The sequence below is a fragment of the Roseateles sp. genome (assembly GCF_044373315.1).
In the GTDB taxonomy this organism is placed as follows: Bacteria; Pseudomonadota; Gammaproteobacteria; order Burkholderiales; family Burkholderiaceae_C; genus JACDQM01.
Genome location: NZ_JBILQK010000088.1, coordinates 1 through 13,614, shown reverse-complemented (window position 1 = coordinate 13,614; position 13,614 = coordinate 1). Strand labels below are relative to the sequence as shown.

Here is a 13,614-nt window from a genome sequence, read left to right as displayed (position 1 = left end):
CCGCGCTCGTTGCAACTCCATCGAGCGCACAGCCACGCTGACTCAACAGCGCCCGCCACCCGACAACCAGACGCCAGATGGCGCCCTGCCCCTAGCATCACCGATGCGCGCCCCGGCACTGCGGGGACAAGTTGGATATTTGCGGTGCTAATCAGCGGACTTCACTGCACGCTTGGCCCGACCCCACACCGCCCCCACTCAGAGCAGCACGATGTCGTAGTGCTCAGTCTGGTTTGCCGGCTCCGCGGTCAGGGAAATCGGCTTGCCGATGAAGTCAGACAAACCTGCCAGGTGCTGGCTTTCCTCATCCAGCAGCATCTCCACCACGTTAGCAGCCGCCACCACACGGAACTCCTTGGGTGCAAACTGGCGCGCTTCGCGCAGGATCTCGCGCATGATGTCGTAACAGACGCTGCGCGCGGTCTTCACCTGGCCGCGGCCCTCGCAGGTCGGACAGGGTTCGCACAACATGCGCGCCAGCGACTCGCGGGTGCGCTTGCGCGTCATCTCCACCAGACCCAGCTGGGTGAAACCGCCGAGCGTGACCTTGGTTCTGTCCTTGCTGAGCTGTTTGCGGAATTCACTCAGCACAGCCGAGCGGTGTTCATCGCGCGTCATGTCGATGAAGTCAACGATGATGATGCCGCCGAGATTGCGCAGCCGCAGCTGGCGTGCAATGACGCCGGCCGCTTCCAGATTGGTCTTGAAGATCGTGTCGTCGAAGTTGCGTGCGCCGACAAAGCCCCCGGTGTTCACATCCACCGTGGTCATGGCCTCGGTCTGATCGATGATCAGATAGCCGCCGGACTTCAGATCAACGCGCCGCGCCAGAGCCCGGTCAATCTCCGCATCGATGTTGTGGAGGTCGAAGATAGGTCTCTCGCCCTTGTAGTGCTCCAGCTTGGCCACGGCATCGGGCATGTACATATCACCAAAGGCGTGCAGCACTTCGTACTGCATCCGCGAGTCGATTCGGATCGAGCCGGTGCGCTCACTGACCAGGTCACGCAGCACCCGTTCGACCAGACTCAGGTCCTGATAGAGCAAGGTTCCCGGCGGCGACCGGAAGGATCGCTCGCGAATCTGCGTCCAGGCCTTGCGCAGATAGGCGATATCTGCGGCCAGTTCCTCGTCGCTGGCATCCTCGGCGTTGGTGCGCAGGATGAAGCCGCCGCCGCTGCCTTCGCCCTCCCCTGCGACGCCTGCAAGCACCTGCATGCGGGCACGCAGCTGCTCGCGCGTCTCAGGCGAGCCGATCTTCTGCGAGATGCCGATGTGCTCGTCCTGCGGCAGGTGCACGAGCATCCGGCCGGCAATAGAGATCTGCGTGGAAAGGCGCGCGCCCTTGGTGCCGATCGGGTCCTTGATGACCTGCACGGTCAAGGCCTGGCCTTCGAACACCAGACGTTCGATCGGCGTCGGTGCGCCAGAGTCGGCATGCGCTCCCCTGGGTTGAACGCCCCCCACGTGCAGATCGGCAACATGCAGGAAGGCGGCCCGTTCCAGCCCGATATCGATGAAGGCCGACTGCATGCCCGGCAGAACCCGCGCCACACGCCCCGAGTAGACGTTGCCCACCAAGCCACGCTCCAGCGTGCGCTCGACATGCAGTTCCTGGACAGCGCCGTTCTCCACCACGGCCACGCGGGTCTCCTGAGGAGACCAATTGATCAGAATGTCTTCCATATCTTCTTGTCTGGAGGCCGCGACTCAGGCGACGCAGTCTCGTTCAAACGCTGTGGTCAGCGCACTGCGCGTGCTGGCCACAGGGCTCAAGCCATGCCCTGATTCAAGCCTCGATCCCGGCCTGGCGCAGCAGCTGCGCCGTCTCGAACAGGGGCAGCCCCATGATGCCTGAATAACTTCCCTCCATGTGCTCGATCCAGGCGGCGATCCGCCCCTGGATGGCATAGGCGCCTGCCTTGCCCATCGGTTCGCCACTGCCAACATAGCGTTGCAGAGCCAACTCCGGAATGGCCGCAAAACGCACATGCGAGACGCTGACGGCCTGCGCCTCGCCGCCGGGCCAGGCCAGGCTCACTGCAGTGAGCACACGATGGGTGTGTCCTGACAAGCGACGCAGGATGCGCAAGGCATCGTCGGGGTCTTCCGGTTTGCCCAGAATCTCCCGGCCCAGCGCTACGGTCGTGTCAGAGCACAGCACCGGCAACACACCCAGGCCCCGGCGCGTCAAGCGCAGTTGTGCAGCCTGCAGCTTGGCGCGGGTCACCCTCCGCACATAGTCATCCGGCAACTCGCCGGCAAGCTGCTGCTCCAGCGCCTCGGCATCCTCTTCGGGTCCGGGCAGCAGCGTTTCATGCGGCACGCCCAGTTGCTCCAGCAACTGGCGCCGTCTGGGACTCTGCGAAGCGAGATAGATCAGGGCCATGCCGCTGATGCTAGCAGCCGAACCCATGGCCTCAACGCAGGAAGCGCGTCTCGATGCGGTCTATCGTGCCGTCCTTGTGCATAGTCTCCAGTGCCTGCCGCAGCCGCTGCGCCAGGCGCTCCTTGTCAGGCAAGGCACTGGCGCGAGACAGCACCAGGAATGCAGGCCGATCCGGCGCCAGGGCCTGAGGAAGAGCCTGCAACTGCTCGGCAAGGCCGGCTTCACGCGCCAGGTAGCGCGTCACCACCGATTGGCCCGAGATCGCATCCACGCGACCCGCAAGCAGCATACGCAGGCCCTGCTCAGCGCTGGCCGTCTCAGATACCGTAATGCGGCCCGCTGCGGCTTCGACATCGAAGGCCTCGCTGATGAAGAAGCCCCTAACCTTGCCAATGCGCTTGCCCCGCAGACTCTCGAGCCCGTCGAAGCTCATCGCGCTACCTTTGGGAACGAACAGCGAATAGGTGCTGTTGTGCAGCACCCCCGTGTAGATCGCGAAGCCCTCGCGCTCGGCGTTGCGCAGCACCGCCATGCCCGCATCGACCGTGCCCTCACGGACGCTCTCGATCACTCGCTTGAACGGCGCCAGCTGGATATCGAATGCCAGCCCGGTTCGCCGACCGAGTTCCTGCATGATCTCGACGTCGATGCCCACCGGCTTGTCGCCGCGCAAGAAGGAGTACGGCGGAAAGGCAAAGTCGCCAGTGACCGTGAGCCGCGTTTGAGCCAGCGCCGCAGGGGCGGCGAGCAAGAGCCCAAGCAAGGCTGCAGCTGCCAAGCAGCGTTTGACACCGAGCACACCCAGATTCGACATAGGCCCTCGCCAAAAAAACGCGCCATGGCCCCCCGACCGTTCCCGTCCCAGTCTCTCGCACATGCCTCAAGCGGCACGCTTCCGGACCTTTACTCTCGATGATAAGGGTGTCCAGCCTGAACCGACCAGGCCCGGTACAGCGCCTCAGCCAGCAAGACCCGCACGAAGGCATGGGGCAAGGTCAGGTCTGACAGGCGCAGCATCTCGTCAGCGCTCGCCTTGAGCGCGGGATCCAGCCCGTCCGGGCCGCCGATGAAGATGGCAACATCGCGTCCCTCTCCACGCCAGCGCTCGACGGACTTGGCCAGCTGAACCGTACTGGCACGCTCGCCCCGCTCATCCAGCACCAGGCGCAAAGCGCCCTTGGGGCAGGCGGCTTCGAGGCGCTGTGCCTCTGCCGCCATCATCTGCTGAGCCGTCTTGCCTGCGCCGCGTGGCTCGGCCTTGACGGCCTTCAGCTCCAGCCGCATCTCGGGCGGGAAGCGCTTGGCAAAGTCCTCATAGGCCGCGTCGACCCAGGCTGGCTGACGCTGACCAACGGCCAGGAGCAACAGCCGCATCGGCGATCAGCCGCGCGAGGACTTCTTGGCCGGTGCCGCCTTCTTGGCCGCTGGCCTTGCAGCCGTCTTCGCGGCAGGCTTGCCTGAGGGCTTGGCGGCACTCTTCTTGGCCGCTGGCTTGGACCCGCCCACCTTGATGGTCTTGACCGCAGACTCCTTGACACCCACCGTGCGCGACACCTTCTTGGCGGCCGGCTTCTTGGCTGCAGGGGCCTTGCTGGCGGTGGTCTTTGCAGGCGCCGCCTTGCTGGCCGGGCTCTTGCCGGACGCACTCTTGTTGGCAGGCGCCGCAGCCTTCTTGGCCGGAACGGCCTTCTTCGCAGCCGGCTTCTTGGCCGCCTTCTTGGCCACCGGCGCTTCTTCTTCGGACGCCTTCACCAGCTTGCGCGGCTCATCGCTGCCAAGCTTGAGCTTGACCGGCTTGCCGCCCCAGATTTCCTCGAGGTGGTAATACTCGCGGATGGCCGGCTGCATCACATGAACCACGGCAGCGCCGCAGTCCACGATGATCCATTCGCCGTTGTCCTCGCCTTCAGTGCGGATCACCTGCAGGTCACGCTTCTTGACCGTCTCGCGCACGCTGGAGGCCAAGGCCTTGGTCTGTCGATTGCTCGTGCCCGAGGCGATGATCACCCGCTCGAACAGCGGTGACAGATGCTCGGTGTTGAAGACCACGATGTTCTGGGCCTTGACGTCTTCCAGACCATCGACGATGGCGCGCTGCAGTTTACGAATGTCCATTCAGTTCTCGCTCCGTGGGCCCGGGGGCCCCGTAAAGGCGGTGTCGGGAAATATACCCCGCCACCGCATCGCCCACCATCGGGCGAATGTCCTGTCCGCGCGACGCTGCTTCGCGCACGCGGGTTGATGAAATCGGGCTGGCCGGCATCTGCACGACCACCTTCTTGTGCGCGACGGCCTGCACCTCGGGCGACGCGCACACTGGCTGATCCGCCCGGGCCGCCACCGCCAGCGTGACCAGGCCGAGCAGCTCCTGCCACTCGCGCCAGGTGTGCAGCCGCGCATACTGATCCTGCCCGATCAGCAAGAAAAGCTGCTCCTGCGGATGCGCCGCTTGGCGCGCCCGTACCGTGTCAATCGTGTAGCTAGCGCCGTCGCGCTCCAGCTCGCTGTCGTCCACTTCAAAGCGCGGCTCGCTGGCGATCAGCAGCGCCACCATGGCGCGCCGATGCTCTGGCGAGGCCAGGCCGCGGCCGTCGCCAGCCTCAAGCTTCTGCCAAGGGCGGCCAGCCGGCAGCCAAAGCAGCCGGTCCAGCCCCAGTTGCTCGAGCGCGCAGCGCGCCAGGCTCAGATGGGCCAGGTGAACCGGATCGAAGCTGCCGCCGAACAGCGCTACCTTGCTCAGAGCCATAGATGGCTGGGCTGCTCATGCGCCCAGTCACGCGGACGCAGGAAGTCGGTGTACAGCTTGGCCTCCGGCGTGCCCGCCTCGGGCTCCCAACGGTAGCGCCACTTCACGATCGGAGGCATCGACATCAGGATGGACTCGGTGCGCCCGCCACTCTGCAGGCCAAACAGGGTGCCACGATCGAACACCAGATTGAACTCGACATAGCGGCCACGCCGATAGGCCTGAAAGTCGCGCTCGCGCTCGCCATAGGCATAGCCTTGCCGGCGCTCGACGATGGGAGCATAGGCAGGAATGAACGCATCCCCCACCGAGCGCAGCATCGCGAACGCCGAATCGAAACCGCCTTCGGCGTGGTCATCGAAGAAGATGCCGCCAATGCCGCGCGGCTCGTTGCGGTGCTTCAGAAGGAAATATTCGTCGCACCAGGTCTTGAAGCGCGGATACAGGGCCTCGCCATGCGGCTCCAGCGCCGCCTGACAGGTCTTGTGGAAATGCTGGGCATCGCGCTCATAGCCGTAGTAAGGCGTCAGATCCATGCCACCGCCGAACCACACCACCGGCGCAGCGCCCGGCGGCAGGGCGGCAAACATGCGCACGTTCATGTGCACCGTCGGCACGAAGGGGTTGTGGGGATGCAGCACCAAGGAGACCCCCATCGCCTCGAAGGGCGCGCCCGCCAGCTCAGGTCGATGCTGGGTGGCCGAGGGCGGCAACACCCGGCCCCGCACATGCGAGAAGTTGCAGCCGCCGCGCTCAAAAACCGCGCCGTTCTCGATCAGGCGCGTCAAGCCGTCGCCCTCGAGACGGCCGCCGGGCTCGCGCTCCCAGCCATCGCTGATGAAGGCCTGCCCATCCAGACGCTCCAGCGAACTGACGATGCTGTGCTGCAATCCGAGCAGATAGTCGCGAACGGCCAGGGTATTCATGGTCATTTGAGCCTCACAGGGCTGGCCAGCGCGGGGCGACAGCCCTGCACGCCGGCCAAGTGGCGCGCCATCAGCGCAAAGTCTTGGGCAGCATCGCCACTCAGTTCAACGAAGTCCGTCAGGGCAACGGTCTTGCTGCCGAAATCCAGCGTCGCCAGCCCCACCGGCACACCCGCCTGCAGCGCCACATGATAGGCGCCGGAGCGCCAGCCCGGGCCTCTGGAGCGCGTCCCCTCGGGGGCCACCGCCAGCCAGAAGCGCTGGCCGCGCTCACGCGCTAGACGCATCTGCTGCACGGTATCGCTGACCAGCCCCCGGCTGTTGCCGCGGTTGACCGCGACACCGCCCAGCCAGCGCAACCAGCGGCCGAACAAGGGCAGCATGAACAGACTGTGCTTGCCCCAGAAACGCACCGGCAGGCCGAGCGCCCATTTGGCCAGGATGCCAATGACGAAGTCCCAGTTGGAGGTGTGCGGATACACCAGGATCACGCCCTGCAGCGCAGGCAGTCCCTGATGGCGCACGCGCCAGCCGCCCAGGCGCAGCAAGGCACGCGCCAGCAGGCTGCCGCGCGCCGGCGGCAGCAGTTCAGCCGGCCAGCGTCGCGGCAGGCCGGCAGCACGGTCCGTCGGCTGCTTCAACGCTTGACGGCCCGGTGGCCGATATCCCGGCGGTACTGCTTGCCTTCGAACTGAATGGGCACAAGCGTGTCATAGGCCAGTTGCTGCGCCTTGCGCACTGACTCGCCCAGCGCTGTCACGCACAGCACACGGCCACCGGCGGTCAGCAGCTGGCCATCCTTCTCGATGGTGCCGGCATGGAAGACCATGGCCTCGTCACTCTCAGCCGGCAGGCCGGTGATGGCGTCGCCCTTGCGCGGAGTGAGCGGATAGCCACCCGCAGCCATCACCACACCCAGCGCGACACGGCGGTCCCACTGCAGCTCGACCTGATCCAAGCTGCCATCGGTCGCATGCATCAGGACCTCGAAGAGATCACTCTTCAGGCGCATCATGATCGGCTGAGTCTCAGGGTCGCCCATGCGGGTGTTGAACTCCACCGTGCGCGGCTGGCCGCTGGCGTCGATCATCAGGCCGGCATAAAGAAAGCCCGTGAACGGCACGCCGTCGCGAGCCATGCCCTGCACCGTCGGCATGATGATCTCGTGCATCGCCTTAGCATGCACATTCGGCGTCACCACCGGCGCCGGCGAATAGGCGCCCATGCCGCCTGTATTCGGCCCCTCATCACCGTCCAGCAAACGCTTGTGGTCCTGACTGGTGGCCAGCGAGACAACGTTCTTTCCGTCGCACAGCACGATGAAGCTGGCTTCCTCGCCTTCGAGGAACTGCTCGATCACGACGCGCGCACCGCCCTCGTTATGCACGACACCGAGCTTGTTGTCGGCCAGGATCCAGTCGATCGCCTCATGCGCCTGCTCCAGCGTCATCGCCACGACCACGCCCTTGCCAGCAGCCAAGCCATCAGCCTTGATGACGATGGGAGCGCCCTGCGCATCCACATAGGCATGCGCGGCAGCAGCGTCGCTGAAGGTCTCGTAGGCGGCCGTCGGAATGCCGTGGCGCTTCATGAAGTCCTTGGCAAACGCCTTGCTGGACTCCAGCTGCGCCGCTGCCTTGGTGGGGCCGAAGATGCGCAGGCCGCGAGCGCGGAACTCGTCCACAACGCCGGCGGCGAGAAAGGCCTCGGGGCCGACAACGGTCAGATTGATCTTCTGTTCTTCCGCAAAGTCGGCCAGCGCCTTGACGTCGGTCAGCGACACATTCTTCAGCAGCGGATCACGTGCCGTTCCGCCATTGCCCGGCGCCACAAACACCTGGGTGACGCGCTCGCCCTGTGCAAGCTTCCAAGCCAGTGCGTGTTCGCGGCCGCCATTGCCCAAAACGAGAACTTTCATGCGTCGATGCTCGCGTTGTGGAACACCTCCTGGACATCGTCCAGGTCCTCGATCACGTCCAGCAGCTTCTGCATGCGCGCCGCATCATCACCAATCAGCTCGATGCTGTTTTCGGCCCGCATCGTCACCTCGGCAATCTCAGGCTTCAGGCCGGCGGCTTCCAGCGCGTTCTTGACGGCCTCGAAGTCACTCGGCGCGGTCAGCACTTCGATCGCGCCTTCATCGTCGGTCAGCACATCCTCTGCGCCGGCCTCAAGCGCCACTTCCATCACCTTGTCTTCCGAGGTACCGGGTGCGAAGACCAGCTGACCGCAATGCTTGAACTGGAAGGCCACCGAGCCTTCGGTGCCCAAATTGCCGCCGTACTTGCTGAAGGCGTGGCGAACTTCGGCCACGGTGCGCACACGGTTGTCGGTCATGCAGTCGACGATGACGGCTGCACCACCGATGCCATAGCCCTCGTAGCGGATTTCCTCGTAGGTCACGCCATCGAGGTTGCCGGTGGCCTTGTCGACATTGCGCTTGATGTTGTCGGCCGGCATATTGGCGGCCTTGGCCTTGTCGATCGCCAGCCGCAGGCGCGGATTCATCGCGATATCACCGCCGCCGGTGCGGGCGGCCACGATGATTTCACGTGTCAGTCGGGTCCAGATCTTGCCGCGCTTCTCGTCCTGACGACCCTTGCGGTGCTGAATATTGGCCCATTTGGAATGCCCTGCCATTACCTGCTGCTCCTGGCGAGCGCGCCCGGCTGCACAAGCGGCCGGCGGCTCCATATTTGTTGGATAGACTGCGATTTTACCTGTCGACACCCAACGCCCCCGGAGACCCCGAATGGCTGATCCCATCCTGCTGGCCCGCCACGGCGCCACCGAGTGCCTGCTGCTGCCCGCATTGGCCAACCGCCATGGCCTGATCACCGGCGCCACCGGCACCGGCAAGACCATCAGTCTGCAGACCCTGGCCGAGAACTTCTCCAAGCTCGGTGTGCCGGTCTTCATGGCCGATGTGAAGGGTGATCTCACCGGCATCTCGCAGACGGGCAAACCCAGCGAGAAGCTGCTGGCGGTGCTGAAGGAACGCGGCATCGAGGCCCCGACACCGCTGGCCTGTCCCACCACACTGTGGGATGTGTTCGGCGAGCAGGGCCACCCAGTGCGCGCCACCGTCTCCGACATGGGCCCGCTGCTGCTGGCGCGCATGCTGGCGCTCAACGAGACCCAGCAAGGCGTGCTGCAGATGGTCTTCAAGATCGCCGACGACAACGGCCTGCTGCTGCTGGATCTGAAGGATCTGCGCACGATGCTGCAGCATGTGGGCGACAACGCCAGCCAGTTCACCACGGAGTACGGCAATGTCTCTGCCGCCTCGGTCGGCGCGATCCAGCGCGGCCTGCTGCAGATCGAGGCACAGGGCGGTGACAGATTCTTCGGCGAGCCCATGCTCAATATCGCCGACTTTATGCAGACCGAAACCGGCTTGGGCGTAATCAACATCCTGGCCGCCGACAAGCTGATGGCCGCGCCGCGCCTGTACGCCACCTTCCTGCTTTGGATGCTGTCCGAGCTGTTCGAGACCCTGCCCGAGGTCGGCGACCTGGAGAAACCGAAGCTGGTGTTCTTCTTCGACGAGGCACACCTCCTCTTCAAGGATGCGCCGGCCGCGCTGGTCGAACGCATCGAGCTGGTGGTGCGCCTGGTGCGCTCCAAGGGCGTGGGCGTCTATTTCGTCACCCAGAACCCACTGGACATCCCCGACACCGTGCTGGGCCAGCTGGGCAATCGCGTGCAGCATGCGCTGCGCGCCTTCACGCCGCGTGACCAGAAGGCGGTCAAATCAGCGGCCGAGACCATGCGCCCCAAGCCGGGGCTGGACATCGGCGCCGCAATCACCGAGCTGGGTGTGGGCGAAGCCCTGGTCAGCCTGCTTGATGAGAAGGGCCGCCCCAGCATCACCGAGCGTGTCTTCGTGCTGCCGCCCGGCAGCCAGATCGGCCCGATCACGCCAGAGCAGCGTGCCTCGCTGATCAAGAACTCGCTAGTGGCCGGCGTCTACGAGAAGACGGTGGACCGCGAATCGGCCCACGAACAGCTCAAGGGCCGGACGGCAGGCACGGCGGCAGCACCAGGCGGCAAGGCGCAGGGCGGCGCGGGTGACCAGGCGCCTGCCGGCCAGGCGGCTGAAGGCAATGCCATGCTGGACGGACTCAAGGACGTGCTGTTCGGTTCCACCGGCCCGCGCGGTGGACGCCGCGAGGGCCTGGCCGAGACGGCGGCCAAGTCGGCGCTGCGCTCCATCGGATCATCGGTTGGACGGGAGATCGTGCGTGGCGTGCTGGGCAGCCTGCTGGGCGGCGGCTCTCGGCGCCGCTGACGCCGCAGCCACGGCCTCGCCCTTGCTGCCACAGCCCGCGCCCGGCGGTGAGGCTCGTGGACCGCACTGACGATTGGGCGGGGCCGCTCACGCCCCGCTGCAACCGCTGGCGCCCGGCCGCGGCACTTTGTCGCAAGACAGTGGCCGGCAGTTGCCGCGGCGGCCACAGTGCGGTCCATCCAAGCAGGAGCCCGCCATGAACACCACCGCTTCCCACCCCGCGCCCAGTCTGTCCGACATCCTTGCCCATGTGCCCGTCTGGGTCTGGGCCATCCTGGCCCTAATCCTCGTGCTGGGCACACAGCAAAGCCGCGAGCAGCTCATCGGCCGGGCCCGGCTGCTGATCCTGCCCGCCGTGTGGCTGGCGTTCGGTGCCTGGGGTATTGCCGCCAGCTTCGGCCTGAATGCGGCCGCGGCACTGGCCTGGGCGGGCGGTCTGGCGCTCGGCGCGCTGGCCGTGCGTCGCCTGGGCTGGCCCGGCCAGACGAGCTTCCTGCGCACGCAGGCCAGGTTTCGCGTACCCGGCAGCTGGGCCCCGTTGGCCTTGATGCTGAGCCTGTTCGCGGCCAAGTTCGCACTTGGCACCAGCCTGGCCCTGCATCCGGACTGGGCCGCACGACTGCCGGTTGCCGCAGGCTTCAGCCTGCTGTTCGGTCTGCTGGGAGGTGCCTTCGTGGGCCGGGCACTGAATATCCTGGCACGATCACGCGCATGAACACCGCCCGTTCCGCCCTGCCGCTGTGGCTGCGCGTCCTCGCCCAGCAGCTAGGCCTTGTCCTCTGCATCACGCTGGCGGTCAGCGCCGGCCTTGTGCTGCTGTTCCGCCAGGCCTGGACGCCGACGCTGATCTACACCTTCTTCATCAGTCTGGGCTGCGCCCTCTGCATCCAGGGTTTGCGCTACGGGGCAAGCTGGCTGCTGTCCCTCAAAGGAGAGCGATGCGTCGATGACTGGCCCGGCTGGCCCTTGATGATTCTTTGCCTTGTGGTCGGCACCTGGCTGGGCTACAGCATCGGCAACGAGATCGGCAACCTGCTGACCGGCTACAAGTCGGCCGCCCTGCATGACAGCAGCTTTCGAAGGGCCGTGACCATCATGATGATCTCGCTGATCCCGGGTTTCGCGCTGACCTTCTTCTACGTCGGGCGCAGCCGGGTCGCCGATGCCGAGGCGCGGGCGCAAAGCCTGCAGCGCCAGGCCGCCGAAGCGCAGCTGAGCCTGCTGGCCTCTCAGCTGGAGCCGCACATGCTGTTCAACACGCTGGCCAATCTGCGCGTGCTGATCGGCATGGACCCGGCTCGCGCCCAGGCCATGCTGGACCGGCTGATCGCCTTTTTGCGCGCCACGCTGCAGGCCTCGCGCAGCAAGTCGCATCCTCTGCGCGACGAGTTCGCTCGCCTGGGCGACTACCTGGCCCTGATGCAGGTGCGCATGGGTGCGCGCCTGCGCACCGAGCTGAGCCTGCCTGCCGAACTGGCCGAGCTGCCGGTGCCGCCGCTGCTGCTGCAGCCACTGGTGGAGAACGCCATCAAGCATGGGCTGGAGCCGCATGTGGAAGGCGGGCTGCTGCGCGTGACAGCGAGCCTCGAAGGCCCAACCCTGCTCCTGGAGGTACGTGACACCGGCGCAGGCCTCACCAGCACGCCAGGCCTGAGTGGCACAGGCTTCGGCCTGGAACAGGTTCGCAGCCGCCTTCAGACCCAGTATGACGATGGCGCCAGTTTCAGCATCACTGCAGCCAGCGACGGTGCCGGCGGTACGCTGGCACGCATCCGACTCCCTGCGGCCCTGCTGCAGCAGCAAGAACCTCTGACACCGACATGAATCGAAAGCCTACTGCCCTGATCGCCGAAGACGAGCCGCTGCTGGCCGAGCATCTGCGCCAGCAACTGGCCGCGCTGTGGCCCGAGCTGGAGATCATTGCGATGGCCGCCAGCGGGCCCGAAGCGCTGGCGGCGGCGCTGCGCCTGCAGCCGACCATCTGCTTCCTCGACATCCGCATGCCGGGCATGACCGGCCTGGAGCTGGCCCAGGCGCTGGCCGAGGACTGGCCGGACGAGCCGGCGGCTCCGTTCCCGCTGCTGGTGTTCGTCACCGCCCATGACGAATACGCGCTGCAGGCCTTCGAACGTGCCGCGGTGGACTATGTGCTCAAGCCCGTGCAGACCGAGCGGCTGGCACGCACTTGTGAACGGCTTCAGCTGGCGCTGTCTAAGGTTCCGGCCGTGCCCACTGCCAGTGAGCTGTCGCAGGGCACGCAAGGCGTGGTGGCCCAGCTCAGAGAGCTGCTGGCAGTGCCTGGTTTGGCCCAGGCGCTGGGGCAGCAGACACCACTGCCGGCGGCTTCATTGCGCGTGCTGCAGGTCAGCGTGGGCAGCGCCATCCAGATGGTGCCGATCGGCGACGTCGTGTTCTTCGAGGCAGCCGACAAATATGTGCGGGTGCTGACCGCGGACCGCGAATACCTGATCCGCGCCTCGCTGCGCGAACTGCTGCCCCAGCTGGACCCGCAAGTCTTCTGGCAGGTGCATCGCAGCGTGGTGGTGCGCATCGACGCGGTGGAGCGGGCGCAGCGCGATGAAGCCGGCCGGCTCAGCCTGCAGCTGCGCCAGCGAACGGAACGCCTGAACGTCAGCCGCTTGCATGCGCACCTCTTCAAGGGGCTGTGAGCCGCACGCCATCCGCGACGCGCCACTGACGGACCGCGCCGCTCCACGTCCATTCGTCGCGCCGTGCTGGCAAGCGCTTGCTGCAGGAGACATCATGAGACCAACCCTGACGCAAGCAAGGAGATCAAGATGACCATGGAAGACACCCCTGTGAGTGAAGAGCAGCGCCTGATGCGCGAAGCCAAGCGGCGCGTTGACATGAAGATGGGCTTCCTGACCCATCTGCTTGTGTTCGTGCTGGTCAACGTTGGGCTGTACCTGATCAACGGTTTCACCGGCTCCCAGCGCTGGCACCACTTCCCGCTTTGGGGCTGGGGGCTGGGCCTGGCTATCCACGGCATCGTGACCCTGATCGCGCTGCAGGGCTCGGGCCTGCGCGAGCGCATGATGGACAAGGAGTTGCAGCAGCTGCGCGAGCGACAGCAGCGCCGCGGCTGAAGCCGCTGCGACTCATCGATCGGCCGAGCATCGGGATAGGGGTGAGCCATTATCGACTCCACCCCTCCCACACCACCGGGCATGCGGGTCCGCACCAGGCGGTTCGAGCGCTTGAGGTTATGAGAGCCTGGGCAAGCCCAGTTTGTCGAACCAGG

Annotated in this window: 15 protein-coding genes; 5 read left to right on the top strand and 10 right to left on the bottom strand. The window is 65.9% G+C overall.

From position 1 onward, the window contains the following. Positions 1-198: 198 nt before the first annotated feature. The 10 genes from rng to ACIQ67_RS16270 form a co-directional block, all read right to left on the bottom strand. Positions 199-1,686, bottom strand: coding sequence for a ribonuclease G (gene rng / locus ACIQ67_RS16315; RefSeq protein ID WP_397535432.1), 1,488 nt, complete (start codon positions 1,684-1,686; stop codon positions 199-201). A 103-nt stretch (positions 1,687-1,789) separates the two neighbouring features. Beyond that, positions 1,790-2,389 carry a Maf family protein gene (locus ACIQ67_RS16310; RefSeq protein WP_397535431.1) on the bottom strand — a complete coding sequence of 200 codons (600 nt, stop codon included), beginning with the start codon at positions 2,387-2,389 and terminating at the stop codon, positions 1,790-1,792. A 31-nt stretch (positions 2,390-2,420) separates the two neighbouring features. Then, positions 2,421-3,203, bottom strand: a complete 783-nt coding sequence (locus ACIQ67_RS16305) for a substrate-binding periplasmic protein (protein WP_397535430.1) — start codon at positions 3,201-3,203, stop codon at positions 2,421-2,423. Positions 3,204-3,292: 89 nt separating this feature from the next. Next, positions 3,293-3,763 (bottom strand): 23S rRNA (pseudouridine(1915)-N(3))-methyltransferase RlmH, encoded by a 471-nt coding sequence (gene rlmH, locus ACIQ67_RS16300; protein ID WP_397535429.1) that lies wholly within the window; start codon positions 3,761-3,763, stop codon positions 3,293-3,295. A 6-nt stretch (positions 3,764-3,769) separates the two neighbouring features. Continuing rightward, positions 3,770-4,504: a ribosome silencing factor gene (gene rsfS, locus ACIQ67_RS16295; RefSeq protein ID WP_397535428.1), complete on the bottom strand. Its 735-nt coding sequence runs from the start codon at positions 4,502-4,504 to the stop codon at positions 3,770-3,772. Beyond that, the gene (gene nadD, locus ACIQ67_RS16290; protein ID WP_397535427.1) at positions 4,491-5,135 is read right to left on the bottom strand and encodes a nicotinate-nucleotide adenylyltransferase; all 645 of its coding nucleotides are present in this window, start codon (positions 5,133-5,135) and stop codon (positions 4,491-4,493) included. The genes rsfS and nadD overlap by 14 nt, the downstream gene beginning before the upstream one ends. Further along, positions 5,126-6,061, bottom strand: coding sequence for an oxygen-dependent coproporphyrinogen oxidase (gene hemF / locus ACIQ67_RS16285; RefSeq protein ID WP_397535433.1), 936 nt, complete (start codon positions 6,059-6,061; stop codon positions 5,126-5,128). Before hemF ends, nadD begins: the two co-directional genes overlap by 10 nt. A gap of 2 nt (positions 6,062-6,063) precedes the next feature. Beyond that, positions 6,064-6,702, bottom strand: coding sequence for a 1-acyl-sn-glycerol-3-phosphate acyltransferase (locus ACIQ67_RS16280; protein WP_397535426.1), 639 nt, complete (start codon positions 6,700-6,702; stop codon positions 6,064-6,066). Continuing rightward, positions 6,699-7,979 carry a phosphoribosylamine--glycine ligase gene (gene purD / locus ACIQ67_RS16275; RefSeq protein WP_397535425.1) on the bottom strand — a complete coding sequence of 427 codons (1,281 nt, stop codon included), beginning with the start codon at positions 7,977-7,979 and terminating at the stop codon, positions 6,699-6,701. The genes ACIQ67_RS16280 and purD overlap by 4 nt, the downstream gene beginning before the upstream one ends. Next, entirely contained in the window at positions 7,976-8,701 is a 726-nt protein-coding gene (locus ACIQ67_RS16270; RefSeq protein ID WP_397535424.1) for a YebC/PmpR family DNA-binding transcriptional regulator, read from the bottom strand. Before ACIQ67_RS16270 ends, purD begins: the two co-directional genes overlap by 4 nt. 112 nt (positions 8,702-8,813) lie before the next feature. Between ACIQ67_RS16270 and ACIQ67_RS16265 the strand changes: the two genes are divergently transcribed. The 5 genes from ACIQ67_RS16265 to ACIQ67_RS16245 all read left to right on the top strand — a co-directional run bounded on the left by ACIQ67_RS16265 (position 8,814) and on the right by ACIQ67_RS16245 (position 13,459). After that, positions 8,814-10,352: a helicase HerA-like domain-containing protein gene (locus ACIQ67_RS16265; protein ID WP_397535423.1), complete on the top strand. Its 1,539-nt coding sequence runs from the start codon at positions 8,814-8,816 to the stop codon at positions 10,350-10,352. Positions 10,353-10,548: 196 nt separating this feature from the next. Continuing rightward, positions 10,549-11,067 (top strand): DUF6622 family protein, encoded by a 519-nt coding sequence (locus ACIQ67_RS16260; RefSeq protein ID WP_397535422.1) that lies wholly within the window; start codon positions 10,549-10,551, stop codon positions 11,065-11,067. After that, a complete protein-coding gene (locus ACIQ67_RS16255) occupies positions 11,064-12,176 on the top strand; it encodes a sensor histidine kinase (RefSeq protein WP_397535421.1) in 1,113 nt (370 codons plus the stop codon). Before ACIQ67_RS16260 ends, ACIQ67_RS16255 begins: the two co-directional genes overlap by 4 nt. Further along, on the top strand, positions 12,173-13,021 hold the full coding sequence (locus tag ACIQ67_RS16250; protein WP_397535420.1) for a LytR/AlgR family response regulator transcription factor: 849 nt from the start codon (positions 12,173-12,175) through the stop codon (positions 13,019-13,021). Before ACIQ67_RS16255 ends, ACIQ67_RS16250 begins: the two co-directional genes overlap by 4 nt. A gap of 135 nt (positions 13,022-13,156) precedes the next feature. Continuing rightward, complete coding sequence (locus ACIQ67_RS16245; protein ID WP_397535419.1) at positions 13,157-13,459, top strand: 2TM domain-containing protein; 303 nt, start codon at positions 13,157-13,159, stop codon at positions 13,457-13,459. Positions 13,460-13,614: the final 155 nt, after the last annotated feature.

Excerpts from the sequence above, each read along its gene's own strand:
- rng (WP_397535432.1), bottom strand. The coding sequence starts at position 1,686 with ATGGAAGACATTCTGATCAATTGGTCTCCTCAGGAGACCCGCGTGGCC.
- ACIQ67_RS16310 (WP_397535431.1), bottom strand. The coding sequence starts at position 2,389 with ATGGCCCTGATCTATCTCGCTTCGCAGAGTCCCAGACGGCGCCAGTTG.
- ACIQ67_RS16305 (WP_397535430.1), bottom strand. The coding sequence starts at position 3,203 with ATGTCGAATCTGGGTGTGCTCGGTGTCAAACGCTGCTTGGCAGCTGCA.
- rlmH (WP_397535429.1), bottom strand. The coding sequence starts at position 3,763 with ATGCGGCTGTTGCTCCTGGCCGTTGGTCAGCGTCAGCCAGCCTGGGTC.
- rsfS (WP_397535428.1), bottom strand. The coding sequence starts at position 4,504 with ATGGACATTCGTAAACTGCAGCGCGCCATCGTCGATGGTCTGGAAGAC.
- nadD (WP_397535427.1), bottom strand. The coding sequence starts at position 5,135 with ATGGCTCTGAGCAAGGTAGCGCTGTTCGGCGGCAGCTTCGATCCGGTT.
- hemF (WP_397535433.1), bottom strand. The coding sequence starts at position 6,061 with ATGAATACCCTGGCCGTTCGCGACTATCTGCTCGGATTGCAGCACAGC.
- purD (WP_397535425.1), bottom strand. The coding sequence starts at position 7,979 with ATGAAAGTTCTCGTTTTGGGCAATGGCGGCCGCGAACACGCACTGGCT.
- ACIQ67_RS16270 (WP_397535424.1), bottom strand. The coding sequence starts at position 8,701 with ATGGCAGGGCATTCCAAATGGGCCAATATTCAGCACCGCAAGGGTCGT.
- ACIQ67_RS16265 (WP_397535423.1), top strand. The coding sequence starts at position 8,814 with ATGGCTGATCCCATCCTGCTGGCCCGCCACGGCGCCACCGAGTGCCTG.
- ACIQ67_RS16260 (WP_397535422.1), top strand. The coding sequence starts at position 10,549 with ATGAACACCACCGCTTCCCACCCCGCGCCCAGTCTGTCCGACATCCTT.
- ACIQ67_RS16255 (WP_397535421.1), top strand. The coding sequence starts at position 11,064 with ATGAACACCGCCCGTTCCGCCCTGCCGCTGTGGCTGCGCGTCCTCGCC.
- ACIQ67_RS16250 (WP_397535420.1), top strand. The coding sequence starts at position 12,173 with ATGAATCGAAAGCCTACTGCCCTGATCGCCGAAGACGAGCCGCTGCTG.
- ACIQ67_RS16245 (WP_397535419.1), top strand. The coding sequence starts at position 13,157 with ATGGAAGACACCCCTGTGAGTGAAGAGCAGCGCCTGATGCGCGAAGCC.